Source organism: Niveibacterium terrae (genome assembly GCF_048213115.1).
Lineage (GTDB): Bacteria > Pseudomonadota > Gammaproteobacteria > Burkholderiales > Rhodocyclaceae > Niveibacterium > Niveibacterium terrae.
The window spans coordinates 908,437-934,847 of the sequence record NZ_CP172404.1; the positions used below are offsets into that span (position 1 = coordinate 908,437).

At 64.0% G+C, this 26,411-nt stretch carries 19 protein-coding genes; 4 read left to right on the forward strand and 15 right to left on the reverse strand.

Going from position 1 to position 26,411, the window contains the following annotated elements:
• Positions 1–116 precede the first annotated feature (116 nt).
• Positions 117–821: a hypothetical protein gene (locus tag ACHFB9_RS04120; RefSeq protein ID WP_417069712.1), complete on the forward strand. Its 705-nt coding sequence runs from the start codon at positions 117–119 to the stop codon at positions 819–821.
• Between the two features lie 530 nt (positions 822–1,351).
• Here ACHFB9_RS04120 and ACHFB9_RS04125 read toward each other — a convergent pair.
• The 9 genes from ACHFB9_RS04125 to ACHFB9_RS04165 all read right to left on the reverse strand — a co-directional run bounded on the left by ACHFB9_RS04125 (position 1,352) and on the right by ACHFB9_RS04165 (position 12,105).
• Positions 1,352–2,101, reverse strand: coding sequence for a hypothetical protein (locus ACHFB9_RS04125; protein WP_417069713.1), 750 nt, complete (start codon positions 2,099–2,101; stop codon positions 1,352–1,354).
• A 683-nt stretch (positions 2,102–2,784) separates the two neighbouring features.
• Positions 2,785–4,377: an aspartate:alanine exchanger family transporter gene (locus ACHFB9_RS04130; protein ID WP_417069714.1), complete on the reverse strand. Its 1,593-nt coding sequence runs from the start codon at positions 4,375–4,377 to the stop codon at positions 2,785–2,787.
• 51 nt (positions 4,378–4,428) lie between these two features.
• Positions 4,429–4,620, reverse strand: a complete 192-nt coding sequence (locus ACHFB9_RS04135) for a hypothetical protein (RefSeq protein WP_417069715.1) — start codon at positions 4,618–4,620, stop codon at positions 4,429–4,431.
• Between the two features lie 526 nt (positions 4,621–5,146).
• The gene (locus ACHFB9_RS04140; RefSeq protein WP_417069716.1) at positions 5,147–6,127 is read right to left on the reverse strand and encodes an L-threonylcarbamoyladenylate synthase; all 981 of its coding nucleotides are present in this window, start codon (positions 6,125–6,127) and stop codon (positions 5,147–5,149) included.
• A 31-nt stretch (positions 6,128–6,158) separates the two neighbouring features.
• Complete coding sequence (locus tag ACHFB9_RS04145; protein ID WP_417069717.1) at positions 6,159–7,310, reverse strand: 5-(carboxyamino)imidazole ribonucleotide synthase; 1,152 nt, start codon at positions 7,308–7,310, stop codon at positions 6,159–6,161.
• Entirely contained in the window at positions 7,307–7,804 is a 498-nt protein-coding gene (purE, locus tag ACHFB9_RS04150) for a 5-(carboxyamino)imidazole ribonucleotide mutase (RefSeq protein ID WP_417069718.1), read from the reverse strand. The genes ACHFB9_RS04145 and purE overlap by 4 nt, the downstream gene beginning before the upstream one ends.
• Before the next feature lie 17 nt (positions 7,805–7,821).
• Positions 7,822–8,676, reverse strand: a complete 855-nt coding sequence (gene folD / locus ACHFB9_RS04155; RefSeq protein ID WP_417069719.1) for a bifunctional methylenetetrahydrofolate dehydrogenase/methenyltetrahydrofolate cyclohydrolase FolD — start codon at positions 8,674–8,676, stop codon at positions 7,822–7,824.
• Positions 8,677–8,768: 92 nt separating this feature from the next.
• The gene (locus ACHFB9_RS04160) at positions 8,769–9,416 is read right to left on the reverse strand and encodes a response regulator transcription factor (protein ID WP_417069720.1); all 648 of its coding nucleotides are present in this window, start codon (positions 9,414–9,416) and stop codon (positions 8,769–8,771) included.
• Positions 9,391–12,105, reverse strand: a complete 2,715-nt coding sequence (locus ACHFB9_RS04165; RefSeq protein WP_417069721.1) for a PAS domain S-box protein — start codon at positions 12,103–12,105, stop codon at positions 9,391–9,393. Before ACHFB9_RS04165 ends, ACHFB9_RS04160 begins: the two co-directional genes overlap by 26 nt.
• 296 nt (positions 12,106–12,401) lie before the next feature.
• Here ACHFB9_RS04165 and aceE point away from each other — a divergent pair, with 296 nt between their 5' ends.
• Genes aceE through lpdA form a run of 3 tightly spaced genes read left to right on the forward strand, consistent with a single transcriptional unit; the run spans position 12,402 to position 18,553 of the window.
• On the forward strand, positions 12,402–15,077 hold the full coding sequence (aceE, locus tag ACHFB9_RS04170; protein ID WP_417069722.1) for a pyruvate dehydrogenase (acetyl-transferring), homodimeric type: 2,676 nt from the start codon (positions 12,402–12,404) through the stop codon (positions 15,075–15,077).
• A gap of 55 nt (positions 15,078–15,132) precedes the next feature.
• Positions 15,133–16,761, forward strand: coding sequence for a dihydrolipoyllysine-residue acetyltransferase (gene aceF, locus ACHFB9_RS04175; protein WP_417069723.1), 1,629 nt, complete (start codon positions 15,133–15,135; stop codon positions 16,759–16,761).
• A 16-nt stretch (positions 16,762–16,777) separates the two neighbouring features.
• Complete coding sequence (gene lpdA / locus ACHFB9_RS04180; protein ID WP_417069724.1) at positions 16,778–18,553, forward strand: dihydrolipoyl dehydrogenase; 1,776 nt, start codon at positions 16,778–16,780, stop codon at positions 18,551–18,553.
• Positions 18,554–18,913: 360 nt separating this feature from the next.
• On the opposite strand, the gene holA is transcribed toward lpdA, so the two are convergent.
• From holA to pgi, 6 genes are all read right to left on the reverse strand, one after another.
• On the reverse strand, positions 18,914–19,924 hold the full coding sequence (gene holA / locus ACHFB9_RS04185) for a DNA polymerase III subunit delta (protein ID WP_417069725.1): 1,011 nt from the start codon (positions 19,922–19,924) through the stop codon (positions 18,914–18,916).
• Positions 19,925–20,431, reverse strand: a complete 507-nt coding sequence (gene lptE / locus ACHFB9_RS04190) for an LPS assembly lipoprotein LptE (RefSeq protein WP_417069726.1) — start codon at positions 20,429–20,431, stop codon at positions 19,925–19,927. It lies immediately after the preceding gene.
• Positions 20,428–20,955, reverse strand: coding sequence for a GNAT family N-acetyltransferase (locus tag ACHFB9_RS04195; RefSeq protein ID WP_417069727.1), 528 nt, complete (start codon positions 20,953–20,955; stop codon positions 20,428–20,430). Before ACHFB9_RS04195 ends, lptE begins: the two co-directional genes overlap by 4 nt.
• A complete protein-coding gene (leuS, locus tag ACHFB9_RS04200) occupies positions 20,955–23,579 on the reverse strand; it encodes a leucine--tRNA ligase (protein ID WP_417069728.1) in 2,625 nt (874 codons plus the stop codon). The genes ACHFB9_RS04195 and leuS overlap by 1 nt, the downstream gene beginning before the upstream one ends.
• A 214-nt stretch (positions 23,580–23,793) precedes the next feature.
• Positions 23,794–24,699, reverse strand: a complete 906-nt coding sequence (locus ACHFB9_RS04205) for an SHOCT domain-containing protein (protein ID WP_417069729.1) — start codon at positions 24,697–24,699, stop codon at positions 23,794–23,796.
• Between the two features lie 61 nt (positions 24,700–24,760).
• Complete coding sequence (gene pgi / locus ACHFB9_RS04210; protein ID WP_417069730.1) at positions 24,761–26,410, reverse strand: glucose-6-phosphate isomerase; 1,650 nt, start codon at positions 26,408–26,410, stop codon at positions 24,761–24,763.
• Position 26,411 lies beyond the last annotated feature (1 nt).

Sequence of the window (26,411 nt, forward strand, 5' to 3'; positions counted from 1 at the left end):
GCGGGTCAAGGTCTTGAATTGCATCAAAATAAATGAATGCAAGACCTGGCCCCGGGGATTCCTTTGTTGGTGTGCAATTTGCTTGGCTTGTGTCATGTCTCTTCAAAGATTAAATCATGCAGATACAAGACGTGCGCAGTGCTGGCAATGTTTCCGGGGTATATCAATCAGTTGCCGGTAGGCAAGGCTACAGTACAAAAATTGCCGCTCCGGCGGAACGTTTTGCCGATGTGGTCAGCATTTCAGCGGCCGCACGTGATCGGATTGCCGCTGACTTCAAGGCAGGTGGCACCACAACCGCCAGTCTTGATACCGACAGGGGGGAGTCGGTGCTGGATCTGGATGCATACTTTTCATCAAAACCAGCCAGTCCAAACGCCGAAATTCCACCTTTGCTAATGCCATCGCAGAAAAATATCGATGCCCTGACTCAGCATATCAATCAAAAATTTCCGACGTTTCTGTCGGAAAACAGTATCCCGATAGCCCCTTCTAGTATCCACTACGATTCCTACGGGCAGGCGCAGTTTCCGGAAGGTTATCCATATGCCGCACAGCTTAAGCAAGCCTTGAAGGACAACCCGGGAATGGAGCGGGAGCTGAGTACGGTAAAAGCCCTAGGGGAATTCAAGGGTCTGCTCGATCAGAGTGTGCCATTTCAGAAAGAATATTCAGCAGCAAGCAGTCAGAACGAGCTCCGTGCAGTCATTTCTAAATACTCCTGGCTACTCTCGGAAAATTCTCCGTCTGAAAATTTCGCCTTGGTCTTTGACCGCACAGGAAAAATGCGCATTGAAAAATCAGAAGGTGCGATCTCATAAGCGCCGTACCATTTCAGGTGGGGTTGGAGCTTGGTTGTACGCCAACGAGGCGATACGGGCTGTGATGAATGCAACAACGGGTGGCGACCGCTAAGGAACGGCAATTTGGTCAGGCCTTGGGTTGAATCAAAATGAACGAATGCAAGACCTGACCCCGGGGTTTTTTGCGGCCTATTTGTACCCCCCCCCCGAACCGGTGCTCCCTCCCCGCTTTAATGACTTAACAGAAAGAAATGTTTTTCTATTTGGCCTTCGTTTAAAGGAAACTGAATAGCGCTCAACGTCACCCCCTCTCGCGCTCACCTCACCTAATATTTTTTGATTTAAGGATCCAACCAAAATCAATACTCTTCTATTTGACCTGCGCTTAAACGAAACAGAACGGAATTCAAAACTTCCATCCGACACACCGGGGCGCGTTATAATCGTCTGAATTTGATGATCTTTGCAATAATTGCTAAGCGATTGGCATTCATTTTCACAAAAATCAATTTTGCACTTCATGATGCCTCCTTGTTACGTGATGAGAATTATTTGCGAAATATCGAATAAGCAACCAAAACAACAATGGCGAATGCAGACACAATTAGCGCGCCTTGGGCCCAGGCAACAACTCTCCCTTTGCGCTCCAAAGCCTCAACAATTGCACTATTTGTTCTTGCCCAGTCTTTAATAGAATCCCCCACTAATCCCAAATAACGCCCCATCAATTCATTTGAAGGATCACCCCATAGTCTCTCAACCTCCTGGAAAATCTGCTGCCCTGTGCGAGGCATTGGAATTTTTCTGACAAGCATCCCTCTTACCGAAAATACAGTTGACAGAACAAGGCAAAGCAAGACAAAGCAAACAAAAAGTCTCTCTATTGAATCTAGAACCAAAGCTGGCGTTCGTACAAACACAAAAACTCCGCCCACAAATACCCCCGCCGCCGCCGTAGAAGCCTGTGCTTTTGTGTCAATTTGCTTCCATGCATCGCCAAGCTCTACATGTTCTCGCGCGGTCTGCGACAAAGAGAATTCTAGAATCATCTTTTTAGCATCATCACCCTTGCTTTTTTTTAGCCAAAAATCTGCACTTTTCTTATGCGGAACCATTCCCCTCCTATGACGCCTCAACATATTTCTCCTCACTTTTTTGACAGACAAAAGCAAAACAATAGCAAAACATGAGAAGCACATCGATTTCGGTTTTTGTGGCCAACTTATTGTTGGTGCAATTTTTGTCATACAAAACAAAAGGCGGAGTATCGCAATTTTTGTTGCAAAAATGAGCTGCATATATGTTTTTGCAGAGACTGACAAATAGATAGAGTAATATCCAAATCTTCCGCATTTATATAAAAATAGCTAATTATTTGCTTGGGTAACTCATGTCCATAAGCATGGATAATATCCATTATCCCGCAACAGATAGCCTCTCCTTGCCCGCCAGCGGACATCGCGCAGCTCCGTTCTGTGGTTGCTTAATCTACACGGTCAGTCTATTCCTTTGCCCCGCGTTCATGAATGGCAGGGTAGGCCGCACGTCACATTCGAGTAGAGATAAGGCTGCAGATCGGCAATCAGCATAGGGGCGGTCAGATTGACTGACCGATCCCCTGCCACACTTCCCGGCATGCAGATCCGCTTCGGGCGGTTCGAGTGGTTGAGATCATGAGAGTCGGGGTAAGCCGAGTTTGTCGAAGTAGGCGATGGTCATCACCCAATTGAGCTGCCTGCGCTGTTTCGCCACCAGCAGCGATAATTGCCCGCCACCCGCTTGGCCACGGCTTCAGTTGCGCCAAGTTTGGTCAGTTCTCGGTGGATCGTACCGCCACGTTTCCAGCCACGGGGGGGCAGATCTTGCATTTATCGGTTTTGCCTTGTCTCAAGTCCTCTTTTTCATCCGCGTCCTCCGCGGCAAAGCTTTTGAATCGAAAAGGGCGACCTGGTTTGGGTCGCCCTCGTCATCGCTGCGGGCTTCAGAGCCCGCCCAAAATCTGCCCCAGCAATATCTTCGTGATCATCGCCGCCGGGTAGACCAGCGCGTAGCCCAAGGCGACGCGGCTGTCGTGGCCCGTGCGGCCGTTCGCGAAGCCCAGCACCGCCGGCTGGGTCTGGGTGCCGCCCAGCACGCCGGAGAGCTTGGTGCCGCCCATGTGGAAGGCCTGACGCATAACGATGTAGATGCCGGCCGCGACGGTGCAGGTGACCGCGATGCCGACGATCATGATCTTGATCCAGGCGCCCGACGCGAACGCATCGCCGATCTGCGCGCCGGCCTTCGAACCGGCCTGGGCGAGGAAGATCAGCAGGCCGAACTCCGAGATCGCCTGGGCGGCCGTGAAAGGCATCGTGGTCACGAAGGGACCGACCCGGCCCAATCGGCCGAGGATCAGGCCCAGCACCAGCGTGCCGGCCGCCGAACCGATCGAGAACACGGTGCCCGGAACCGGGAAGACGATCTTGCCGAGCAGGATGCCCAGGGTCATGCCGATGCCGAGCGCGATCGGGTTGATGTCGGACATGCCGCGTGCCGAGTCGCCGAAGTGGGCGGTGATCGCCTTCATCTTCTCGCAGGGGGCGATGACGCGGACGCGGTCGCCCAGCTGCAGGACCAGGCTTTCGGTCGCCAGCATGTCGACGTCGCCGCGGCGCACGCGCGAGATCGTCGCACCGAACTTGCCGAGCAGATCGAGTTCGCCGATCGGATGGCCGGCGAGATTGTTGTTCGACAGCGTGATCCGGCGCACGTCGACGAAGCTGCGATCCTGGTCCAGCGCGTGCGAGGACGGGTGGCCCAGCTCGTGGGTGACCTGTTCGACCAGATCGGCGGGGCCGACCACGGTGACGAGGTCGTTGCGGCGCAGCACGTCGTTGTCCGAAGCGGCCGCGATCGGATAGCTCATGCCGCCATGGCGAACGCGCGAGAACTTGATCAGGTCGGAGTGCTTCTTCTCGATGTCGCGGATGCGCGGCTCATCGCTCGTCTCGACACGGACCGTGCAGTTGACCAGGGCCGGCGGCAGGTCGGTGTCGTGGGCGCGGTGGCGCAGTGCGAGCATCGCGGCGAGCAGCATGCCGATCACGCCGAAGATGTAGGTGACCGCGTAGGCGACCGTCGGCAGCGTGTTGTCGTGCGCGGCTTCGCGGGCCGCGGCCAGGGCCGGCGTGTTCGTGACGGCGCCGGCGAAGGCTCCGGCGATCGTCGCGGGATCGAGGCCGAGCAGGCGGCCGACGACGACCGCGACGAGCGCGCCCAGCGTCAGCGCGCAGACCGTGGCGAGGATGGGGCCGAGGCCCCGGCGGAGCGATGCGAAGAAGTTCGGACCGGAGACCACGCCGACCGTGAAGGTGAACAGGGTCAGGCCCAGCGTGCCGAAAACTTCAGGGACTTCGAGGTCCTGGTTGCGGGATTTGGCGAAGGCCGACAGAGCGATCGACGCGAAGAGCACGGCGGCGGCGCCCAGCGCGACGCCCTTGACCTTGATGTGGCCGAAGGACATGCCGATGCCGACCAGGATGAAGAGCAGCAGCACGCCTTGCTGCGACAGGAAGTGCAGGACGGTATCCATCAGCCCGCCCTCCCGATCCGCGCGGCGCCGCCGCCCTGACTGCTTCGGACTTCAGTGCTGGGGAGAAGCTCCCCGGAAAAAGTGAGCACCATCTTGTTGCAACTCCTGTAAGGAAGACAACGAAATCAGCGAAGCAGGCTCAGCGAGTCTGGCTTCAAAGTCGATGGGCGGTTTTCTCGCGAAGCGGCGAGCGCGGGCCGGGGGGGAGGCGTTGGTTTTCTTTTTCAGGCGCGGTGCGTTCATGGCTGCTTTCCTGACGGGTGGGCCGACAGGCTTGCCCGACGGAGAATTCCCCAAGGCGGGCCTCCCGAGGGGAGGGCATATGCCTTGTGGGCAGTATCGCCAGCTTGCTGCCATGCAGTCAATCGTAACTGGCCCGGGTTTAACCCCGATCAGATTCCGCGCAGGAAGGCGGGAGAAAGGCCAGAGACAAGGCGGATCTCACGCAGAGCCGCAGAGTCGCAGAGAAGGTCAAAGGCGGAACCTGAGAGGACAGGGGCTTAGGTCGCCGTCCGTGCACCCGAAGGCCTGCTTCATGCAGAGCCGCAGAGCTTCAAAGGGACTTCACGAAGCACTGCTTCGTGCCGGTGAAGCCGGCCCGGCATGCAAACCGGCCGAGGAGAAGGTCAAAGACGAACACTTGGCAGGGGGAAAGCGTCCCCCTCGATTCGCTGCTCTCGTCGAGACCACACGAGAAACGCTTTTGTTTTTCCTCTGCGCCTCTGCGGCTCTGCGTGAGATCGACTTTGATTTTTGCTTTGTCGCTCGCTCAGGCGGCGCCGGATCCGGTCGCGGCGCGGCCGAGACGGTCGTGGATCGCGGTCCACTCGGAGTCGTTGGGCAGCGCTTCGACGAGGATCACGGTTGCGCCGCTGAAGTCCAGAGCCCGGAGGTTCGCATAGAGGCCGTGCGCATAGCCGGCGGCATCTTCGGGCGCGGTGATCCAGACCTGGTGGGGCAGGGCGGAGGGCTGGTGGCGCGCGAGGACCGCGCAGTGTTCGCCGTCCCGGGCGAGCCGCGCGTCGAGCGCTTCGGGCGTGAGGATTTCGAGCGGCGTGCGCGGCGCGTAGTGGCCGGGCAGCGAGCCCGAGACCCGGGGGGCGTCGCTCGGCGCGGCCTGGGTTGCTTCGCTCGGGCGGCGTCCGATCACCGCGGCGATCGCATCGGCGCCGATCGCGCCGGGGCGCAGGATCGCCGGAGTCTCGCGCGACAGGTCGAGGATCGTCGACTCGATGCCGACGTCGCAGGCGCCGCCGTCGAGGATCAGCGCGACCTGGTCGGCCAGCTCGGCGGCGACGTGGCGGGCCGTCGTCGGGCTGATCCGGCCGAAGCGGTTCGCCGACGGCGCGGCAATGCCGCCGCCGAAAGCGCGCAGTAGCGCCTGGGCGACCGGATGGTCGGGGATGCGGATGCCGACCGTGTCCTGGCCGCCGGTCACGACCTCGGGGACGCCGGCCTGCTTCTTCAGGATCAGCGTCAGCGGGCCGGGCCAGAAGGCCTTCGCGAGCGCGAGCGCTTCGGGCGGGATCTCGCGCGCCCATTCGGGCAGCTGGCTGGCGTCGGCCAGATGGACGATCAGCGGGTGGTTTGCGGGACGGCCCTTGGCGGCGAAGATCTTCGCCGAGGCGACCGGGTTGGAGGCGTCGGCGCCCAGGCCATAGACCGTTTCGGTCGGCAGCGCGACGAGCTCGCCGGCGGCGAGCAGCTCGGCCGCGCGTGCGAGGTTTTCGGGAGTGGGTGTCAGGATCATGGAGGGGCGGACCGGCGAGGCCGGTCGCTGTTCATTCGTCGCGGATGCCGATCGCGGAACGTGCCGCGGTCGCAGCCGCGAGAACCTTGACCGGGTCGGTGCCGATCACGGTGAAGTGGCCCATCTTGCGCCCGGGACGGGCGTGGCGCTTGCCATAGAGGTGCAGCTTCAGGTTGGGGATTGCGAAGAGCCGCGACCAGTCCGGTTCGCGGCAGTTGCCGGCGGCGTCGAACCAGATGTCGCCGAGCAGGTTCACCATGACCGCGACGCTGTGCGCGCGGGCGTCTCCGAGCGGCAGACCGACCAGCGCGCGGACCTGCTGCTCGTACTGGCTCGTCACGCAGGCGTCGACGGTGAAGTGGCCGCTGTTGTGCGGGCGGGGTGCCATCTCGTTGACATAGAGCTCGCCGCGCGAGATGAAGAATTCGACGCCCAGCGTGCCGACGTAACCGAGATCGGCGGCGATCTTCTCGGCGATCTCCTGGGCGCTGTCGCGCAGGCAGACCGTCGCGCGGGCCGGGGCGATCGAGACGTCGAGGATGCCGCGCGAATGCGAGTTCTCCGAGGCCGGGAAGCATTTGACCTGCCCCGCCTCGTCGCGGGCCAGCACGACCGAGATCTCGTAGTCGAGGCTCAGCATCTGTTCGAGCACGCAGGCTTCGCCCTTGAAGCCGCGGAACGCGGCGATCGCTTCGTCGCGGTTCGCGACCCTGGCCTGGCCCTTGCCGTCGTAGCCGAAGCGGGCGACCTTCAGGATCGCCGGGAACAGGGTGGGCGAGACTTCGCGCAGATCCGCTTCGGTGTTGATCGGCGCGAAGGGGGCGTGCGGGATGCCGTGGCTGGCGAGAAAGCTCTTCTCGGCGACACGGTTCTGGCAGACCGCGACCGCGTCGGCCGAGGGCCGGACCGGCACGAACTTGGCCAGATAGTCCAGCGTGTCGGCCGGAACGTTTTCGAATTCGGTGCTGATCGCGGCGCAGCCGTGGGCGAGCTCGTCGAGCGCCGCATAGTCGTCGAAGGCCGCCTTCAGGTGGCGGTCGGCGGCGGCGCCGGCGGGGCTCGCCGGGTCCGGATCGAGAACCCAGACCTGATAGCCCATCTCGTGGGCGGCGAGCACGAAGAAGCGGCCCAGCTGGCCGCCGCCGAGCATGCCCAGAGTCGCCGGGGGGAGGATTGCGCTCATTGCGGCATTTCCAGTTTCATGTCGAGCACGCTCTGGGTCTGGCGGGCGCGGTAGGCGTCGAGCTCATCCCGCAGACGGCTGTCTTCGTTGGCGAGCAGCGCGACCGCGAACAGTGCGGCGTTCGCGGCTCCGGCCTCGCCGATCGCGAAGGTCGCGACCGGGATGCCCTTGGGCATCTGGACGATCGAGTGCAGCGAGTCCACGCCCGACAGCGCGCGGCTCTGCACCGGCACGCCGAGCACCGGGACCGGTGTCTTCGCGGCCAGCATGCCGGGCAGGTGGGCGGCGCCGCCGGCGCCGGCGATGATCGCCTTGAGGCCCCGCGCGCGCGCGGCTTCGGCGTATTCGAACATCAGGTCGGGCGTGCGGTGGGCCGAGACGACGCGCGCCTCGAAGGGGACGCCGAATTCCTGCAGGATCTTCGCGGCGATCTGCAGCGTCGGCCAGTCCGACGTGGAACCCATCACGATTCCGACAATGGCTTTCTCGTTCATCTTTTCGTCCTTGCCGTTCAGGCTTTCGCGGCGCGCTGGGCCGACAGCAGCGTGTTGCCGAGCAGCATCGTGATCGTCATCGGGCCGACTCCGCCCGGGACCGGCGTGATCAGCGAGGCGACTTCGGCCGCCGATGCGAACTCGACGTCGCCGCACAGCTTGCCGGAGGGCAGGCGGTTGATGCCGACGTCGATGACGACGGCGCCGGGCTTGAGCATGTCGCCCGTCACGAAGTTGGGGCGGCCGACCGCGGCGATGACGATGTCGGCGCGGCGCACATGGCCCGCCAGATCCTTCGTCTTCGAGTGGCAGACCGTGACCGTGGCGCCGCGGGCGAGCAGCATCACCGCCATCGGCTTGCCGACGATGTTGCTGCGGCCGATCACGACCGCGTCCTTGCCCTGGATCTCTACGCCGCCGACTTCGAGCATCTTGATGACGCCCCACGGAGTGCAGGGGTAGAAGCCTTCGCGGCCCTGCAGCAGGCGTCCGACATTGACCGCATGGAAGCCGTCGACGTCCTTGTCAGGATCGATCGCTTCGAGCACCGCGTCCTCGTCGAACTGCGGCGGGAGCGGGAGCTGGACCAGGATGCCGTGGACGCTGGCGTCCGCATTGAGCTCGGCGATCTTGTCGAGCACGACCTGCGGCTCGGCGTCGGCCGCGTATTCGAACTTCAGCGAGCGAAAGCCCGCCTTCTCGCAGCCGGCGACCTTGTTGCGGACATAGACCGACGAGGCCGGGTCGTTACCGACCAGGATCACGGCCAGACAGGGTTGCGTGCCTTGCGCGATCAGCGCGGCGGCGTCCCGCGCGATCTGTTCGCGTACTTGTTCGGCAATTGCCTTGCCATCGAGAATTCGAGCGCTCATGATCCAAGTCCCGGAATATTCAGGAAAACCGGAGAGTCTACCATCGCGGCCGGGCGAGGTCAGCGCTTTCGCGTCCGGGCCGTCCGCCGGGCTCAGTGTTTCCCTGTTTCGGCAACAAGAACCTGTTGAACCAGGCCGGCCAGCGAGGCGACGCCCATCTTCTCCATGACCCGGGCGCGGTGGACTTCGACGGTCTTGATGCTGATGCCCAGCGTGTCGGCGATCTGCTTGTTGAGCCGTCCGGCGACGATCAGGTCGAGCACTTCGCGCTCGCGGCTGGTCAGCAGTTCGAGCCGGCGCGAGACTTCGGCGTCCTGGCGCTTCTGGCTGCTCCGCTCGCGATCGAGCTCCAGGCACTGCGCGATCAGGGTCAGCATGTCGCGATCGTTGAAGGGCTTTTCGATGAAATCGATCGCCCCCTTCTTCAGCGCCGACACGGCCATCGGCACGTCGCCGTGGCCGGTGATGAACACGACGGGCAGCGTCGAACCTTCGCTGGCGAGCTTCTCGTAGAGCTCGAGGCCGCTCATGCCGGGCATCCGCACGTCGAGCAGCAGGCAGCCGCGCAGCAGCGGAGTCCAGATCGCGAGGAAGTCCTCGGCCGAGGCGTGGGTGGCGACCGAATAGCCTTCGGATTCGAGCAGCCAGATCAGTGAATCGCGCAGAGCTTCGTCGTCATCGACGATGTGGACGGTCTCAGTCTGGGCGTTCGGCTCAAGCGGTTTCGGCGTCGGGCTCACGCAGATGCTCCATCGGTAAAGTGAATCGGAAGATCGTACCGCCTTCGGGGGCATTTTCCACCCACAGGCGGCCGTTGTGGAATTCGATGATCGAGCGGCAGATATTGAGTCCCATGCCCATGCCGTCGCTCTTGGTCGTGAAAAAGGCGTCGAAGAGCTTGCCGCGATCCTCGTCGCTGATGCCGTGGCCGCGGTCGGCGACCGCGACTTCGACCTGATCGCCCTTGGCGCGCGCGGTGAGCCTGAGCAGCCGACTCTCGGCGGGGATGTCGCTCATCGCTTCGATGCCGTTCTTGACCAGGTTCAGCACGACCTGTTCGATCATGATCCGGTCAGCCCAGACCAGCGGCGTGTCGCTGCCGATCAGGTTCTCGACCCGGGCTCCGTGCTTGCGCGCGTCGATCTCGGCGAAGCCCAGCGCGTCGTCGGCGACGTCGGACAGGTTCACCGCGCTGCGCTGCGGTTCGCTCTTGCGCACGAAGTCGCGGATGCGGCGCAGGATCTTGCCGGCGCGGTCGGCCTGAAAAGCCGTCTTCTGCATCGCGGCGAGCAGCTCCTCGGGTTTGTAGCGTCCGCTCTGCAGCCGGTTGACGCAGCCCGAGCTGTAGTTCGCGATCGCCGACAGCGGCTGGTTCAGTTCGTGGGCCAGCGTCGAGGCCATCTCGCCCATCGTGATCAGGCGCGAGGTGCGCTGCAGCCTCTCCTCCTGTTGGTGGTTCAGCTCTTCGACCCGCTTGCGGTCGGTGATATCGGTTGCGGCCGACATCCTGACGATGCGGCCATCGACCCAGCGCGTGGCCCGCTCGCGCACATGAAACCAGCGCTCGGTCGGTGCATGGAAGAGCTGACCGTCGAAGAGTTCGCGGGGCAGGCCCTCGGGGCGCAGCAGGCGGGGGTCGACCGGATAGGCGCTGCGTTCGGGCAGCGGCAGCGACAGGTTGTAGGTGCTGCGGCCGATCGCGTTGAAGCCGAAGCTCAGCATGAAGGCGCGGTTCGCGTAGAGGATCTCGTCGGAGCGCGCGTCGGCGACATAGACCGCGGTGTCGAGGCCATCGAGCACCGCGACGAAGCGCTCGTGGGCGGCCTCGAGTTCGGCATGGATCCGCTTCGACTCGGTGATGTCGCTGACCGCGGCCATCCAGCCGGTCTGCTGCCCGGCGCTGTCGACGAGGGGCGAGACCATCAGCCGCACGTCGATCAGGCGTCCGTCCTGGCGCGGAATCCGCGTCTCCAGTCCTTCCGGGGGCGAGACTTCGGCCAGCGCGCGCCGCAGCGGTGCGAACTCGACGAGGCGGTCGTCGGCGCCGCGCCGGTCCGCCGGCCATTTCGAGCCGATCAGCTCGCCTTCCTCGTGGCCCAGCATCGCGCAGAAAGCCGGGTTCGCATAGACGATGCGGCCCTTCATGTCGGTCGCGAGCAGGCCGGTCAGCACCGACTCCTCCATCGCTTTGCGGAAAGTCGATTCGGCCCGCCACGCGTCTTCGGCCGCCTTGCGGTCGGTGATGTCGTGGGCGACCGCATAGGTCACGCGATCCTCCTCGACCGGTTTCGCGCTCCAGACCAGCCACTTGTAGTGGCCGTCGGCGCAGCGCATCCGCGCTTCGAAGGTGAAGGGCTCTCCCTTGGCCAGCCTGGCCAGGGCGGCGCTGGCGCTGGCCAGGTCCTCGGGATGGACCCGCGCGAGCAGGGGGCGGCCCTCGAAAGTGGCCATCGGCAGGCCCAGCACGCGTTCGAAGGCCGGGTTGACGCGCCGGTAGCTGCCGTCCGGGTCGAGTGAGCAGAGCATGTCCAGCGACACGATGAAGAGCTGGTCGCGTTCGCGCTCGACCCTGACCCGCTTGTCCATGTGGCTGCGCAAGGCCCACAGGCTCCACAGCACCATGACCGAGAGGCCGACGATCAGGCCCATGGGCAGGGCCGGGGGGAGCTCTCCTTCATTGCGGAAGGCAGTTGCGCGCAGCGCGAGCCCGTTGCCGGGCGGATCGAAGACGATCAGGGACGATAACGCATCGTCGGTGCCGTGCGGCGAAGTGTTGACGACCAGCGTCTCGCCCGACGAGTCGATCATTGTCAGCCGGTATTTGTCCGAGAACCACGAGGGCACGAGGTGCTGGAGCAGCCCCTCGACCGAATAGACCGCGATCACGAGGCCGTAGGGCGAGCGCCCCCGCTGCACCGGCACGAACACTTCCATCAGCGCCGATCCGCGTGAGGCCCGGTAGGGTTGGCCATAGGCGGCCCGGCCCAGTTCGCGGGCATGGCGGGCGATCTGCCCCTGGCTGGGCGAGAGCTCGTCGCCGGGAAGCCATTCCGAGCCGTCCGACGGCACGGCCCAGCGAACCTTGCCGCTGGCGTCCATCCAGACGATGTCGAGCAGCTCGGGGTTGTCGGCGAGGTAGGGCGTTGCGCGCAGCGAGAAACCGTCGCCGTCGAGGCTGCCATTGGCGATGTCGCGCGCGATCTGGGTCAGGAAGTCCTCGTTCGCGATGAAGTGGGTGCGCATCGTCCGCTCGGCCCACTGGACGTCGCGGGCCAGGGCTGTGCGCTCGGTGTCGATCTCCCTCATCTGCAGCGTCCAGACGATGACCAGCATCGTCAGCGCGAAGGCGACGACCGCGATATAGGGCGCGGTCCAGTACAGCTTGGCGACGATCGAGCCGCGGGGCTGGCGGGGAGTCAGAAAGCTCATTTTTGGCGTGGCGGCACTGCCTGGCGTGCGGACAAGGGTGAAGGATAGCGGAGGCGGGCGGAGCGTGCTGTCCTGACAGATTTTTGCCGGCCAGAGAGGGCGGCTCTGCCTAAGATTGAAACATTGGGGAACTTTTTCCTTCCATAAAAATCTCTGTGCACATGTTGCGCATTATGGTTTGCTGTTTTATCGTGCGAAACGAGGGGGCTCGCTGAGCGTCGGGGGACGCGGCGGGCTGGATAGCAGGGTTTCCCATGAGGGTTAACCCTGACCAGGATGAGAAGGAGTTGGCATTCATGGCTGTACTGCCCAATGCCCTGCCGCAATCCGATGTGGATGCGCAGGAAACCCGTGAATGGCTGGACGCGCTGGATGGCGTGCTGGCCAACGAAGGCCCGGAGCGGGCTCAGTACCTGATCGAGCGTCAGATCGCCGCAGCGCGCCAGAATGGCGTCGAGCTGCCGACCGGCTCGACGACGGCCTACATCAACACGATTGCGGCGGACAAGCAGCCGGCCTATCCCGGAGATGCGGCGATCGAAGAGCGCATCCAGGCCTACCTGCGCTGGAACGCGATGGCGATGGTCGTGCGCGCCAACAAGCACACCAACGTCGGCGGGCACATCGCCTCCTATGCGTCCTCGGTCGCGCTCTATGAAGTGGGTTTCAACTGGTTCTGGAAGTCGCCGAAGAACGAAGACGGCGGCGATCTGATCTTCTTCCAGGGGCACTCGATCCCCGGCGTCTATGCGCGCTCCTTCCTGCTCGGCGAGCTCTCCGAAGAACAGCTCGACACCTTCCGCCAGGAAGCCGCCAGCAAGGGCTTGTCTTCCTATCCTCACCCGTGGCTGATGCCGGAATACTGGCAGTTCCCGACCGTGTCGATGGGCCTCGGCCCGCTGCAGGCGATCTACCAGGCCCGCTTCATGAAGTACCTGGAGAACCGTGGTCTGTCGAAGGGCGAAGGCCGCAGGGTCTGGGCCTTCCTCGGCGACGGCGAGATGGACGAGATCGATTCGCGCGGCGCGATCGGTGTGGCCGGACGTGAAAAGCTCGACAACCTGGTCTTCGTCGTCAACTGCAACCTGCAGCGCCTCGACGGCCCGGTGCGTGGCAACGCGAAGATCATCCAGGAACTCGAATCGGAGTTCCGCGGTGCCGGCTGGAACGTGATCAAGGTGGTCTGGGGTTCGGGCTGGGACAGCCTGCTCGCCCGCGACAGCGAAGGTCTGCTCAAGGCGCGGATGATGGAATGCGTCGATGGCGAGTACCAAACCTTCAAGTCGAAGAACGGTGCCTATGTCCGCGAGCACTTCTTCAATACGCCCGAACTGAAGGCGATGGTCGCCGACTGGACCGATGACCAGATCTGGGCGCTGAACCGAGGCGGTCAGGACATCAGCAAGGTTTTCGCAGCCTACAAGGCTGCGGTCGAACACAAGGGCCAACCGACCCTGATCCTCGCGAAGACGATCAAGGGCTTCGGCATGGGCGCTTCGGGCGAAGCCCAGAACACCTCGCACCAGCAGAAGAAGATGACGCACGACTCGCTGGTGGGGCTGCGCGATCGCTTCAATATCCCGGTTTCGGATGCCGAGATCGACTCGGTTCCCTACATCAAGTTCGCCGAAGGCTCGCCCGAATTCGAATACCTGCGCGCGCGCCGTCAGGCTCTGGGCGGCTCGCTGCCCAGCCGTCGCCGCCATTCGAGCGAGACGCTGCCGGTGCCGGCGCTCACCGCTTTCGACGCCCAGCTCAAGGCTTCGGGCGAAGGTCGCGAGTTCTCGACGACGATGGCTTTCGTGCGGATCCTGAACACGCTGCTCAAGGACAAGGCTCTGGGCCGCCACGTCGTGCCCATCGTGCCCGATGAATCGCGCACCTTCGGCATGGAAGGCATGTTCCGTCAGTTTGGCATCTGGAACCAGCTCGGCCAGAACTATGTGCCCCAGGATCACGACCAGCTGATGTTCTACAAGGAGAGCCGCGAAGGCCAGATCCTTCAGGAAGGCATCAACGAAGCCGGCGCGATGGCGTCGTGGATCGCCGGTGCGACGGCCTATTCGGCACACAACGTGCCGATGATCCCCGTCTATATCTACTACTCGATGTTTGGCCATCAGCGGGTCATGGACATGTGCTGGGCGGCGGGCGATTCGCGTTCGCGCGGTTTCCTGATCGGCGGCACGGCCGGGCGCACGACGCTGAACGGCGAAGGCCTGCAGCACGAGGACGGTCACTCGCACATCCTGTCCAACCTGGTGCCCAACACGGTCAGCTACGATCCGACTTTCGCCTACGAACTGGCGGTCATCGTTCAGGACGGCCTGCGCCGGATGGTCGGCGAGCAGGAAGACGTCTACTACTACCTGACCGTCATGAACGAGAACTACGAGCATCCGGCGATGCCCGAAGGCGCGGAAGCGGACATCCTGAAGGGGATGTACAAGTTCCGCGCCGGTGCCGACGCCAAGGCGCCGCGCGTTCAGCTGCTCGGTTCGGGGACGATCTTCCGCGAAGTGATCGCGGCGGCCGATCTGCTCAAGTCCGACTGGGGCGTCGAAGCCGACCTCTGGTCCTGCCCTAGCTTCAACGAACTGGCCCGCGACGGCCAGGACGTCGCCCGCTGGAACCTGCTGCACCCGCTCGAGACGCCGCGCGTCTCGCACGTCGAGGCGAAGCTCAAGGGCGCGGTCGGTCCGGTCATCGCCGCGACCGACTACATCAAGCTGTTCTCCGAGCAGATCCGCGCCTTCGTTCCGGGCACTTACCTGACGCTGGGAACCGACGGCTTCGGTCGCTCCGACACCCGCGCCAATCTGCGCAATTTCTTCGAAGTCGACCGTCACTGGGTCGTCGTGGCCGCGCTGAAGGCGCTGGCCGATGAAGGCGCGGTCGATCGCGCCAGGGTGGCCGAAGCGATCACTCGCTACGGTCTGGATGTGAACAAGCCCAACCCTCTCGGCGTCTGAACGACAGCGAAGGCCGGGGCGTGCCCCGGCCGTGCAGAACAAGGAAAGACAGGAAATGAGTCAGATCATCGAAGTGAAAGTCCCCGATATCGGTGACTTCAAGGATGTGCCGGTCATCGAAGTGTCCGTCAAGGCGGGCGACACGGTCAGCGCCGAGGACACTCTGCTGGTCCTCGAATCGGACAAGGCGACGATGGACGTGCCCAGCCCGGCCGACGGCGTCGTCAAGGAAGTGCGCGTGCAGGTCGGCGACAAGGTCGCCGAAGGTACGCTGGTCGTGATCCTCGAAGCCGCTGGCGCCGCCGCGGCTGCGGCTGCGGCTCCGGCTCCGGCCGCCCAGGCTCCCGCTGCTGCGCCGGCTGCACCTGTTGCTGCCCCTGCCGCTGTCAGCGTCGTCGAAGTCAAGGTGCCGGATATCGGCGACTTCAAGGATGTGCCGGTCATCGAAGTGGCCGTCAAGGTCGGCGACACGATCGCCGCCGAAGCGGCGGTCGTCACGCTCGAATCGGACAAGGCGACGATGGACGTGCCCGCTCCGGTGGCCGGCGTCGTCAAGGAAGTGCGCGTCAAGGTTGGCGATCGCGTCTCCGAAGGCAGCGTGATCGTGCTGGTTGAAGCCGCTGGCGCTGCTCCGGCCCCTGCCGCTGCGCCGGCCGCCGCTGCCGCTCCGGTCGCAGCTCCGGCTCCCGCGCCGGTCGCCGCTGCCGCGCCGGTCTCTGCCGCTCCGCAGATCACCGCGCCGGCCGGCAAGGCCCACGCGAGCCCGTCGGTGCGCAAGTTCGCGCGCGAGCTGGGCGTCGATATCGTCAAGGTGCCGGGTACCGGACCCAAGGGCCGGATCCAGCACGAGGACGTGCAGTCCTTCATCAAGGGCGTGTTCAACCAGATCGCGACCGGCGCACTGGTGCCGGCCGGATCGGCCGCGGCTGGTGGCGTTACCGGCGGTGGCGAGCTGAACCTGCTGCCCTGGCCCAAGGTCGACTTCGCGAAGTTCGGCGAGATCGAAGCGAAGCCGCTGTCGCGGATCAAGAAGATCTCCGGCGCGAATCTCGCCCGCAACTGGGTCATGATTCCGCACGTCACCCAGTTCGACAAGGCCGACATCACCGATCTCGAAGCCTTCCGCAAGGCGATGAATCCGGAAGCCGAGAAGGAAGGCGCGAAGCTGACCATGCTCGCTTTCCTGATCAAGGCCAGCGTTGCCGCGCTGAAGAAGTACCCGGAATTCAACGCGTCGCTCGACGGCGACAACCTGGTCCTGAAGAAGTACTTCCACATCGGTTTCGCCGCCGACACGCCGAACGGCCTGGTCGTTCCGGTGATCCGCGACTGCGACAAGAAGTCGGTCTACGAGATCGCCCGCGACATGGCGGCTCTGGCCAAGAAGGGACGCGACGGCAAGCTCGGCCCGGCCGACATGTCCGGCGGCTGCTTCTCGATCTCCAGCCTCGGCGGCATCGGCGGCACGGCCTTCACGCCCATCGTCAATGCGCCGGAAGTCGCGATCCTCGGTGTCTCGAAGTCGTCGATCGAACCCGTCTGGGACGGCAAACAATTCGCTCCCCGGCTGATGCTGCCGATGTCGCTGTCCTACGACCACCGCGTCATCGACGGCGCCGCCGCGGCCCGCTTCACCAGCTATCTCGCGAAGCTGCTCGCCGACATGCGCCGCGTGCTGCTCTGAGCGAGGGACAGGAATCATGAGTCAGATCATTGAAGTGAAAGTGCCGGACATCGGCGATTTCAAGGACGTTCCGGTCATCGAGATTGCGGTGAAGCCGGGCGATACGGTTCAGGCCGAAGACGCGCTGCTGACGCTCGAGTCGGATAAGGCGACGATGGACGTGCCGAGCCCGGCCGCCGGAGTCGTCAAGGAACTGAAAGTCAAGGTCGGTGACCGCGTTGGCGAAGGTGTCGTCGTGCTGACGCTCGAAGCGGCGGCCGCAGCCGAAGCGCCGAAGGCGGCTCCTGCTGCCAGCCCGGCCCTCACCCCCAGCCCCGCAGCTGCACCGTTGCCGGCGGGAAGCTATACGGGGGCGGTCGATATCGAATGCGAGATGCTGGTCATCGGCGCCGGTCCTGGCGGCTATTCGGCGGCTTTCCGTTCGGCCGACCTGGGCATGAAGACCGTGATGATCGAACGCTATCCGAGCCTCGGCGGCGTTTGTCTGAACGTCGGCTGCATCCCGTCCAAGGCGCTGCTGCACGTTGCGAACGTGATCGAGGAAGCCTCGCACTTCGCCGACGTCGGTGTCGCGTTCGACAAGCCGACCGTAGACCTGAACCGTCTGCGCGCGCACAAGGAAAAAGTCGTCGGCAAGCTGACCGGTGGCCTCGCCGGCATGGCGAAGTCGCGCAAGGTCGAGATCGTGCGCGGCTATGGCGTGTTCATCGATCCGCACCACGTCGAGGTGTCGCTGACGACCGGCTCGGGTTCCGAGCTGAGTGGCGAGAAGAAGGTGATCCGCTTTGAAAAGGCGATCATCGCGGCGGGTTCGCAGTCCGTGAAGCTGCCCTTCCTGCCCGAGGATCCGCGCATCGTCGATTCGACCGGCGCGCTCGAGCTGCGCCAGGTTCCGAAGCGGATGCTGGTGATCGGCGGCGGCATCATCGGCCTGGAGATGGCGACCGTCTATTCGGCGCTCGGAGCGCGGATCGACGTCGTCGAGATGGGCGATACGCTGATGGCTGGCGCTGACCGCGATGCGGTCAAGATCTGGGAAAAGCAGAACCTGCACCGTTTCGACAAGGTGATGCTGAAGACCCGCACGGTCGGCGTGACCTGCCGCCCGGACGGCATCCTGGTCAAGTTCGAGGGCGAAGCCGGTCCGATCGATGACCAGAAGTACGACCTGGTGCTGTCGGCGGTCGGGCGCAGCCCGAACGGCAAGAAGATCGGCGCCGAGAAGGCGGGGGTTACGGTCACCGACCGCGGCTTCATCCCGGTCGACAAGCAGCAGCGGACCAATGTCGCGCACATCTTCGGGATCGGCGACATCGTCGGTCAGCCGATGCTCGCGCACAAGGGCGTCCATGAAGCGCACGTCGCGGCCGAAGTCGCCGCCGGGATCAAGTCGTATTTCGACGCGACGATCATCCCGTCGGTCGCCTACACGGAACCGGAAGTTGCCTGGGTCGGCGTGACCGAGGCTCAGGCGAAGGGGAGCGGACAGCGGATCAACATCGCGAAGTTCCCGTGGGCTGCATCCGGCCGCGCGATCGCGAACGGCTGCGACTACGGCTTCACGAAGCTGATCTTCGACGACGAGACGCATCGCGTCGTCGGCGGCTGCATCGTCGGACCGAACGCGGGCGACATGATCGGCGAGATCTCGCTGGCGATCGAGATGGGCTGCGACGCGGTCGATATCGGCAAGACGATCCACCCGCACCCGACTCTGGGCGAGTCGATCGGGATGACGGCCGAAGTGTTCGAAGGCATCTGTACCGATCTGCCGCCGATCCGCAAGAAGTAAGAAGACCGGCTCCGGCCGGCCTGCTGTAAGAATGTCTCGGGGGAGACTGGACGGGAGACGCAATGGCGCTCTCCCTTGCGCAGCGGCGGAGGCTCAGGCCTCCGCCGTCTCGCGCATAAACCAGACTGGTGGCGGGATCAGGGTTCTGGATTGCGAAAAATCAATAACTGGCCTAGGGTTAACCCCTAGAATTTTGGCTGCTGTTTCGCTCAGCGTTTCGGCACCAGGCAAGACAAAACATAACGATCTGCGCGTAATAATTCCCCGGCCATTTCGGTCAGGAGGACAAAAAAGCTCGGCGGCCCTTGGGCCGCCATTTTTTTGTCCGCGGACAGGCGTAGCCGGTCCGGTGCGTGGACTTCAGCGGTGGGCGAGACGCAGCGCAAGCTGCAGGAACTCGTCCCAGACTTCGCCTTTCGCGATGCCCTTGATGATCCGGTCCAGCTTCGCTGCGTGCATCAGCGCTGCGCGCAGCGCATTGGCCGAAAAGCGCGCGAGGGCCCGTTCGGCGAGCTTCTGGCGGTTGCGGTCGAAGACCCGCTCCTTCTTGAACAAGGCCGAGAGCGGTTGGCCGGATTCGTGGCCGGATTTGAGCAGCGCCAGGGTCCGGATCTCGGTGGCCATCGCCCACAGCACCAGCGGCGGAGCCGCGCCTTCACCCTTCAGGCCTTCGATCATCCGCACCAGACGGGCCGGATCGCCTTCGAGCAGCGCGACTCTGAGCTTCTCGGTGTCGTAGCGGGCGACGTTCAGCACCGCCTCCTGAACCTGAGCCAACGCAAGCTCGCCCGGATCGAAAAGCAGGGCGAGCTTCTGCAGCTCCTGGTGGGCGGCGAGCAGGTTGCCTTCGACGTGTTGGGCGATGAACTCGAGTGCCTCGCGCGGTGCGCGCTGCTGCTGGCGCGCCAGACGCCCGGCCAGCCAGTCCGGCAGCTGCGCGAGAGGCGGTGCATTGCATTCGACTTCGACGCCGGCTGCGGCCAGCGCGACGAACCAGGCCGCCTTGCGCGTCGCCCAGTCGAGCTGGGGCAGGCTCACCAGCGTGATCACGCCATCGGTCGGCAGCTGCTTTGCGTAGCGCTGCAGCGCTTCGCCGCCTTCGCGCCCCGGTTTGCCGGTCGGAATCCTCAGGTCGACGAGCTTCGCTTCGCCGAACAGCGACAGGTTGCCGGCCGCCATCTCCAGTGCATTCCACTTGAAGCCCTGGGTCACGACCAGCACTTCTCGCTCGGTAATGCCCTGGGTGCGGGCCGCGGCGCGGATCGCGTCGGCGGCTTCGAGCGCGAGCAGCGGCTCGTCGCCGTGGATCAGATAGAGCGGAGCGAGGCCGCGCGCGAGCTCCGTCGCGAGTTGCTCGGGGCGGATGGCCACTTACTGTGCCGCCGGAAGAGGCCAGTGGGCGGAGGAGAGGCGGCGCATCAGCTGCAGCACGACGTCGTTCTGCATTTCGCGATAAAGCTGGGCTTCTTCCTGCTCTTTGGCGAGCAGCTGAGCGTCGTTATAGGTCAGATCGCGTTGCACCGAGAGCCGGCTGGCCGGGATCACTTCGTGCCCGGCGGCATCGACGAGCTTGAACTCGAAGGCGAGCTGAAGCTGGTAGTCGCGGACCTGACCCTTCGTGTTCAGGCTCAGGATCGTCTTGATGTGATCTTCCTTCAACACGATCAGGCTGACCTGGGCGTCGCTCGCCTTGTCCTTGATCAGCGTTGCGCCGTTTGCGGCGATCTGCCGCCTCAGCGTTGCGCCCATCTCGCTGTAGGCAGAGAGCCCCAGGTAGATCGAGTCGAAGGGTAGGGGCTGGGCGCCGCGCAGGTGAAAGCCGCAGGACGCGGTGAGCGCGATCAGCGCGAGGATCAGGAAACGCTTGATGAGGCTCACGCGTCGTTCTCCGGAGAAATTCGGGGGGGATTCGGGTGAAATCTGGCCATCGTGATCACGTCGACGTACCGCCCAGCGCGCAGAGCAAAGCCGCGCAGCCGGCCTTCCTCGACGAAGCCCACTGAGCGATATAGCGCCAGAGCCTTTTCGTTGTCGGCGAAGACGCTCAGCTCCAGACGCAGCAGGCCCAGCCAGTTGTCGGCAAGGTCGAGCAGAGCGGTGAGCAGCTTGCGACCGATGCCGTGTCCCTGCCAGGCATCGGTGATCGAGATGCCCAGTCCCGCCGCGTGGGCGCGGCGCGGGTTCGCATTGCCGTGCAGACCGGCCGAGCCGACGACGACGCCATCGACTTCGGCGACCAGCATATGATCCTGAGGACTCATGCCGCTGATCCGCTCCCGCCACAGTGCCTCGCTCGGGTAGGGCTGCTGCAGCGTGCCGGACACGGCTCCGGGCGAGGCGATCGCGGCAGCGAGCGCCGCCGCATCGCGCGCCTCGACCCTGCGGATCAACACTTCGGGCATCAGCAGACGATGTTCACGAGGCGGCCCGGCACGACGATGACCTTCTTCGCCGGGCGGCCTTCCATGAACTTCTGCGCGACCTCGGACGCGACGGCCGCGGCTTCGATCTGGGCCTTGTCGGCCGAGGCCGGGACCGTGATGCTGCCGCGCGTCTTGCCCAGAACCTGCAGCACCAGCTCGATCTCGTCCTGGACCAGCGCCGCATCGAGCGGTTCGGGCCAGCTGGCGGCGAGGATGTCATCGCCGAAGCCGAGCTCGCGCCACAGCGCGTGTGCGATGTGCGGCGTGATCGGCGAGAGCACGCGCAGCAGGATGCCGAAGCACTCCTCGGCGACTTCGGCGGCGAGTGCGCTGTCGCGCGGCGCTTTCTCGATCGCGTTGAGCATCTTCATCGTCGCCGAGGCGACCGTGTTGAACTGCTGTTTGGCGAGGTCGTAGTTGGCCTGCTTCAGGAGCAGGTGGATCTCGCGGCGCAGCGCGGCCAGGTCGGAAGGCAGCTTGGCCTTGTCCAGCGCGCGTGTCGCGGGCAGTTTGCCCTTGAGCTCGGCAGCGAACAGCGTGCCATAGTTCCAGACGCGCTTGAGGAAGCGGTAAGCGCCTTCGACGCCGGCGTCCGACCATTCAAGCGTCTGCTCGGGGGGCGCCGCGAACATCATGAAGAAGCGCGCAGTGTCGGCGCCGTACTGCTCGATCAGAGCCTGGGGATCAACGCCGTTGTTCTTCGATTTCGACATCGTCGTCATCTCGAAGTCGACCGGCGTGCCGTCCTTCTTCAATTTCGCGCCGGTGATCTGGCCTTGCGGACCGCGGATCACTTCGACATCGCTCTCCCAGAAGTAGTCCTTGCCGCCGCTCTCGGGTTTGTGCGAGAAGGCGGTGTTCAGGACCATGCCTTGCGTGAGCAGGCGGGAGAAAGGTTCGCGGTAGGTCACGAGGCCCACGTCGCGCATGACCTTGGTCCAGAAGCGCGAATAGAGCAGGTGCAGGATCGCGTGTTCGATGCCGCCGATGTACTGGTCGACGGTCATCCAGTAGTTGGTCTCGTCATCGACCATCGCCGCGTCAGTGAAACCGCTTGCATAGCGCGAGTAGTACCACGACGAATCGACGAAGGTGTCCATCGTGTCGGTCTCGCGCAGCGCCGGCTTGCCGCACTTCGGGCAGGTGCAGTGGCGGAAGGCTTCGAGCTTGTTCAGCGGGTTGCCCGAGCCGTCCGGCACGCAGTCCTCGGGCAGCACGACGGGCAGCTGATCGTCGGGCACCGGGACCGAGCCGCAGTCCGCGCAATGGATGATCGGGATCGGGCAGCCCCAGTAGCGCTGGCGCGAGATGCCCCAGTCGCGCAGCCGCCACTGGATCTTCTTCTCGCCCAGGCCCTTGGCCGCGACGAGTTCGGCAACCTTGAGCACCGCGGCTTCGTAGTCGAGACCGTCGAGTTCGCCCGAATTGACGCAGACGCCGTTCTTGCTGCCGTACCAGGCTTGCCAGCCGTCGAGCGAGAAGTTCTCGCCCGGAACCTGAACGACCTGTTCGATCGCGATGCCGTACTTCTTCGCGAATGCGAAGTCGCGTTCGTCGTGCGCAGGCACGCCCATCACCGCGCCGTCGCCGTAGCTCATCAGCACGTAGTTGCCGACCCAGACTTCGACCTGTTTGCCGGTCAGCGGATGGGTTACGAAGAGGCCGGTCGGCAGGCCTTCCTTCTCCATCGTCGCCATGTCGGCTTCCATGACCGAGCCCTGCTTGCAGCGCTCGATGAAGGCGGCGAGTTCGGGATTCGTCTTCGCGGCCAGCGTCGCGAGCGGGTGCTCGGCAGCGACGGCGCAGAAGGTGACGCCCATGATCGTGTCGGCGCGGGTCGTGAACACCCACAGCTTGCCCGCGTCGACGAGTTCGCCCGTCTCATCCTTGATTTCGTGCGGGAAGGCAAAGCGCACGCCGGTGCTCTTGCCGATCCAGTTCGCCTGCATCAGTTTGACGCGCTCGGGCCAGCCGGTCAGCTCATCGAGATCGCCGAGCAGCTCTTCGGCATACTGGGTGATGCCCAGGTAGTAACCGGGGATCTCGCGCTTCTCGACCACGGCGCCGGTGCGCCAGCCGCGCCCGTCGATGACTTGTTCGTTGGCGAGGACGGTCTGGTCGACCGGGTCCCAGTTCACGACTTGGGTCTTCTTGTAGGCGACGCCCTTTTCGAGCATGCGCAGGAAGAGCCACTGGTTCCACTTGTAATAGCTCGCATCGCAGGTCGCGAGCTCGCGGCTCCAGTCGATCGCGAAACCGAGCGACTTGAGCTGCTTTTTCATGTAGGCGATGTTCTCGCGCGTCCATTTCGCGGGCGGCACGCCGTTCTTGATCGCCGCATTCTCGGCCGGCAGGCCGAAAGCGTCCCAGCCCATCGGCTGGAGCACGTTGTAGCCGCGCATCTTGTGGGAACGCGACAGCACGTCGCCGATCGTGTAGTTGCGCACATGGCCCATGTGCAGCTTGCCCGACGGGTAGGGGAACATCGACAGGCAGTAGTATTTGGGCTTGGTGTCGTCCCGCTTGGCCTTGAAGGCTTCGGTCGAGTTCCAGTGCTGCTGGGCGGCGGCTTCGATCTCCGCCGGGGTGTATTTTTCCTGCATGGGCGCGTGCTCGCTGCGAAAAGGCGAAACCCGCATTCTACCGCCCCTTCGCGAACCTGGGCGCCGGCATGGCCCGTAGGGCAAAAGCTTTGCTGCGGATTTCGCGGATCCGCTTTCCGGTTGGGGGCTGCGACCGACAAGTCTCTCCCCGGCGTTTTCCAGGAGGGGCAACAAAAAACCCGCCGGAGCGGGTTTTTTCGGGAGTGCGCGAAGCTCAGAGGTTCTTCAGCACATCGGCGCGCTTTTGCTGGAACTCTTCGTCGGTGATCAGACCCTGGTCGCGCATCCGCTTCAGAGCGCGCAGCCGGGCTTCCTGCTTGCCGTAGAACGGGTCTTCGACGGGAGCGGCTTGAGGCGCGGGCTGGGCCACGGGCTGGGGCTGCTGGACCGGCGAGATCCGGTTGCGGTCGATCGGGTTCGCCGTCGTGACCGGGACAGTCGCTGGTGCCGCGACATTGGCGATCGAGATCGCGATCCAGTCTTCGCGGATGATCTTCGCTTCGCCCTTTTCGACGCCGAGGATGTTGATCTTCGGCGTGCGGGTTCCCCGCGAGCCGAAGTCGAAACGCGGAGGCTGGCGCGAACCCTGGCGAAGATCCGCGAGGAAGTCGATATGGGCCGAGCCGAGGATCAGGTTCAGGCGTCCGTCGGCGAAAAAGATGCGTCCCGAGTTGGCGAGAAGCGGTGCCATCAGGCCCGACCACGAGTGCTGTCCTGTGCTGACGAAGATCAGATCCTGGTAGGCGTTGGCCTTCGCGAGGCCGATCGCGATCGCCGGTGCGAAGCGGCGGATCTCGTCCTCGGAGAACAGGATGTTGGTCTGCTTGAAGCCCTGGATCTTGATTCCGGAGAGGGCCGTCGCGACCTGGTCTGCGCTCAGCTGAACGGGGTGGGCGCTGGGCTGCGCCTGGGCGCCGCGCGTGTCGATGCGCAAGAAGTCCCACTCTCCCCACTTCATCGTGTCGTCGGGGCTGGCTGCCCATCTTTCGAGCTGGGTGCTTTCCTTGCCGCCGAACAGGTCGTCGAAAAAGCCGGCGTGAGCGGCGGGGGCGGCGAGGGCCGCGGTGAGGGCCAGCGCTGCAGAAATCCTGCTCGGCCAGGCGCGGGTGGTGAAATGCATCGAGGAACTCCTGTGCTAAGACGGAAAGGCTCCGGGCAGTTTAACCCGGAGCCCGCGTGCCTTAACGCTTCGTGGTCAAACGATTACGCGCGAGTTTGATCAGACGCTGGGTCGACGCGTCGTAGTCGTCCTCGCCGGAGCCGGTTTTCAGCGCGTTCTGGATGCCCGAGGCGAGCTGTTTGCCCAGCTCCACGCCCCACTGGTCGTAGGAGTTGATGCCCCAGACGGCCCCCTGGACGAAGACCTTGTGCTCGTAGAGCGCGATCAGCGCACCGAGGTGCTTCGGGTCGAGTGCATCGAGCACCAGCATGTTGCTGGGGCGGTTGCCTTCGAAGGTCTTGTGTTTGACCAGCTGCTCGAGCTTTTCGCCGCTCACGCCGGCCTTGGTGAGTTCGGCGCGCGCTTCGTCGGCGGTCTTGCCGCGCATCAGCGCGGCCGACTGGGCGAGGCAGCTCGAGATCAGCACGGCGTGGTGGGTCGGGTCGAGGTCGGCCTGATCGAGCGCGAGGATGAAGTCGAGCGGGATCAGGTGGGTGCCCTGGTGCAGCAGCTGGAAGTAGGCGTGCTGGCCGTTGATGCCGGGTTCGCCCCAGATGATCGGGCCGGTCTTGTACTCGACCTTTTCGCCGTCGCGGCGCACGCCCTTGCCGTTCGATTCCATGTCCAGCTGCTGCAGGTAGGCCGGCAGCCGGTGCATGTTCTGGTTGTACGGGGCGATGACGACCGAGGGCGAAGCGAGGAAGTTCGCGTACCAGACGCCGATCAGGCCCATCAGCACGGGCAGGTTCTTCTCGAACGGCGCAGTGCGGAAGTGCTGGTCGATGGCGTGCGCGCCTTCCAGCAGTGCCTTGAAGTTGTCCGGTCCCAAGTAGAGCGCGATGGGCAGACCGATTGCGGACCACAGCGAATAGCGGCCGCCGACCCAGTCCCAGAAGCCGAACATGTTGTCGGTCGAGATGCCGAAGGCGCTGACCTTGGGGCCGTTCGTCGACACGGCGACGAAGTGCTTCGCAATGTCGGCTTCACTGGCGCCGGAGGCGAGGAACCAGGCGCGGGCGGAGTTCGCGTTAGTCAGGGTTTCGATCGTCGTGAAGGTCTTCGATGCGATCACGAACAGCGTCGTTTCCGGATCCAGTTTCTTCAGGGTCTGGATGATCTGGGCACCATCGACGTTCGAGACGAAGTGCATGGAGAGGCGCTCGTGGCCGTAGGGCTTGAGCGCTTCGCAGACCATCAGCGGACCCAGATCGGAGCCGCCGATGCCGATATTGACGATGTCGGTGATCGCGCGGCCGGTGCGGCCCTTCCACTCTCCGCTGCGGACCTTGTCGGCGAACGCGAACATCCGGGTCAGCACGGCATTGACGTCGGGCATCACGTCGTGACCGTCGACGAGGACCGGGGTGTTCGCCCGGTTGCGCAGCGCGACGTGCAGCACGGCGCGATCTTCGGTGTTGTTGATCTTCTCACCGGCGAACATCGCGTCTATCCGGGCCTTGACGCCAGTGTCGACAGCCAGCTGCTGCAGCAGTGCGAGCGTCTCATTGTCGATGCGGTTCTTCGAATAGTCGAGCTCGATGCCGGCCGCGTCGGCGACATAGCGTTCGGCTCGGGCGGGATCCTGCGCGAAGACTTCGCGCAGGTGAAGCGAAGACCACTTCTCAGCCTGGGCGGCGAGTGCTGCCCAAGCGGGGGATTGTGCGGGGTTCATC